Annotated in this window: 3 protein-coding genes, 1 pseudogene and 1 riboswitch; all 4 genes and pseudogenes read left to right on the top strand. The window is 73.5% G+C overall.

Features of this window, described 5'->3' with window-relative positions:
• Nucleotides 1-663 (top strand): RsmB/NOP family class I SAM-dependent RNA methyltransferase (locus N798_RS16440; protein WP_035950793.1); only part of this gene is annotated, 663 nt, incomplete at its 5' end.
• Nucleotides 664-705: 42 nt separating this feature from the next.
• Nucleotides 706-1,368, top strand: a complete 663-nt coding sequence (gene rpe / locus N798_RS16445) for a ribulose-phosphate 3-epimerase (RefSeq protein WP_035950795.1) — start codon at nucleotides 706-708, stop codon at nucleotides 1,366-1,368.
• Nucleotides 1,365-1,928, top strand: coding sequence for a pentapeptide repeat-containing protein (locus N798_RS16450; RefSeq protein ID WP_052117473.1), 564 nt, complete (start codon nucleotides 1,365-1,367; stop codon nucleotides 1,926-1,928). Before rpe ends, N798_RS16450 begins: the two co-directional genes overlap by 4 nt.
• A 203-nt stretch (nucleotides 1,929-2,131) precedes the next feature.
• Nucleotides 2,132-2,262, top strand: a riboswitch (FMN riboswitch).
• Nucleotides 2,263-2,390: 128 nt separating this feature from the next.
• Nucleotides 2,391-2,592: pseudogene (locus N798_RS16455) on the top strand (bifunctional diaminohydroxyphosphoribosylaminopyrimidine deaminase/5-amino-6-(5-phosphoribosylamino)uracil reductase RibD); the annotation flags it as partial.

A 2,592-nucleotide genomic window follows, 5' to 3' on the forward strand; every position in this document is an offset into this window, starting at 1 on the left:
CTGCTGGCCGTCGCGGTCGCGACCGCGCCCGTCACGGCCGACGTGCCGGCGCGCTGGCTCGACCTCTGCGCGGGGCCGGGTGGCAAGAGCGGCGTCCTCGGCGCGCTCGCCCTCCAGACCGGCGCGGACCTGGTCGCGGTCGAGGTGAGCGAGCACCGTGCCGAGCTCGTGCGATCGACGCTCGGTCCGGTGACCGCCCTCGCCAGGGAGACCGGCCGTGCCGTCGAGGTGCGCACCGCGGACGGCCGCGAGGTCGGGGAGGCCGAGCGGACGGCATACGGGCGGGTCCTCGTCGACGCGCCGTGCACGGGGCTCGGCGCGCTGCGCCGGCGACCGGAGGCCCGGTGGCGGCGCCAGCCCGGCGACCTCGCCCAGCTCGGGCCGCTCCAGCGCGACCTGCTGCGCAGCGCCCTCGACGCCGTCGCGCCCGGTGGTGTGGTCGGCTACGCCACGTGCAGCCCCCACCCGGCCGAGACGACCTTCGTCGTGCGCGACGTGCTCAAGAAGCGCGACGACATCGAGGTCCTCGACGCGCGCGAGCTCTTCCGCGACGCCTCGGGCGAGGTCCTGCACGACCTCGGCGACGGGCCGGAGGTGCAGCTGTGGCCGCACGTGCACGGCACCGACGCGATGTTCCTCGCCCTGCTGCGCAAGAAGGCCTGAGCGCGTCGGGCGCGGTCGCATGCCGTCGATAGGGTGAGCGCCGTGCAGATCTCACCGTCGATCCTCTCCGCCGACTTCGCCAACCTCCAGTCCGAGCTCGACGCGATCTCGAACGCCGACTGGGCGCACGTCGACGTCATGGACAACCACTTCGTCCCCAACCTCACGCTGGGGCTGCCGATCGTCGAGGCGCTGCTCAAGGTGTCGCCGATCCCGCTCGACTGCCACCTCATGATCGAGGACCCCGACCGGTGGGCACCGGGCTACGCCGAGGCGGGGGCGCAGTCGGTGACCTTCCACGTCGAGGCGGCGCGCGATCCGCGGGCGCTCGCTCGCACCCTGAGGGCGGCCGGTGCCCGCGCCGGCATGGCGGTCAAGCCCGGCACGGCGTGGGCGCCCTACGAGGAGCTGCTGCCCGAGCTCGACATGGTGCTCGTCATGACCGTCGAGCCTGGTTTCGGCGGCCAGTCGTTCATGGCCGACCAGATGCCCAAGGTGGCCCAGGTCCGCGAGGCGGTCCGGCGCAACGGCGGCGAGATCTGGGTCCAGGTCGACGGGGGAGTCTCCGCGAAGACCATCGAGCAGTGCGCCGACGCGGGAGCCGACGTCTTCGTCGCCGGGTCGGCGGTCTACGGCGCCGAGTCCGCGGCCGCCGCGGTCGACGAGCTCCGTGCGCTCGCCGAGTCCCACGGGCACGGATCGTGACCGAGGAGCCGTTCGGCTCGCTGGCGCCGGGGGAGGTCGTGCGCGGTCGCGAGGTCGTGGGGCAGGACCTGAGCGGCCTGACGTGGGAGGGCGCCTCGCTCGTCGGCTGCACCTTCGAGGAGTGCACCTTCACGAGCTGCAACCTGTCGATGGCGAAGCTCACCGACACGAGGTTCGTCGACTGCACCTTCGTCGGCTGCAAGCTGCTCGCCGTCGACTGGACCGCCACCGGGGCGGGGTCGATGCTCGCCCAGCCGCTGCGCTTCGAGCGGTGCCGACTCGACGGCACGACCTTCGCCGGGCTCGACCTCACCGGGTTCGTCTTCCGCGACTGCCAGCTCACGGACGTCGACCTCACCGAGGCCGACCTGCGCCGTGCCGACCTCGGCGGCAGCGACCTGTCGGGCACCCGTTTCTCCGAGTCCGACCTGCGCGAGGCCGACCTGCGCGGCACCCGCGGGCTCGCGCTCGACCCGCGCCACAACAGGCTCAAGGGAGCGCGCATCGACCTCGACGCGACGCCGGGGCTGCTCGAGGTCTTCGGCCTCACCATCGACTGAGCCCCGCAACGTCCGGCACGGTGACGGCCTGGCCACCACAGTTGCGGACGCAAGGGGTGGTGGGCGGACGGCATACGACAACGTCCGGCAGGGTGACGGCCTGGCCACCACAGTTGCGGACGCAAGGGGGAGAGGCGGTGGGAGACGAGGGTCACGGCGGACGGGAGTTCGGCGCGGGACCCCGGCTGCGGCATACTGGAGGACGACGTGCTCCGGGGTCGGTGCAATTCCGAACCGGCGGTGACAGTCCGCGACCCGACCGCAGCCAGCGGCCGGTTGACTGGGTGGAACTCCCAGACCGACGGTGAGAGTCCGGATGGTAGGCAGCACGTGACAGCGAGGCCCGAGAGGGTCGCGCCGTGCGGCGTCCTGCGCGAACCCTGCGCCACCGTCGACGGCGCCACGTCGCCCGCACGTCCCCCGGAGCTCGACCGACAGGTCTCGAGCACGAGGGCAGGACGCATGGAGCAGACGAGCAGCACCGACGAGCAGTGGATGCGCCATGCGCTCATGCTCGCCGAGCGCGGCCCGCAGGCCGACCCCAACCCGAGAGTCGGCTGCGTCCTCGTCGCCCCCGACGGCACCCTCGTCGCCGACGGCTGGCACCGCGGGGCGGGCACACCGCACGCGGAGGCGGCGGCGCTCGAGGCCGCGGGTGCGCGCG

The sequence above is a fragment of the Knoellia flava TL1 genome (genome assembly GCF_000768675.1).
Taxonomy (GTDB): Bacteria; Actinomycetota; Actinomycetes; order Actinomycetales; family Dermatophilaceae; genus Knoellia; species Knoellia flava.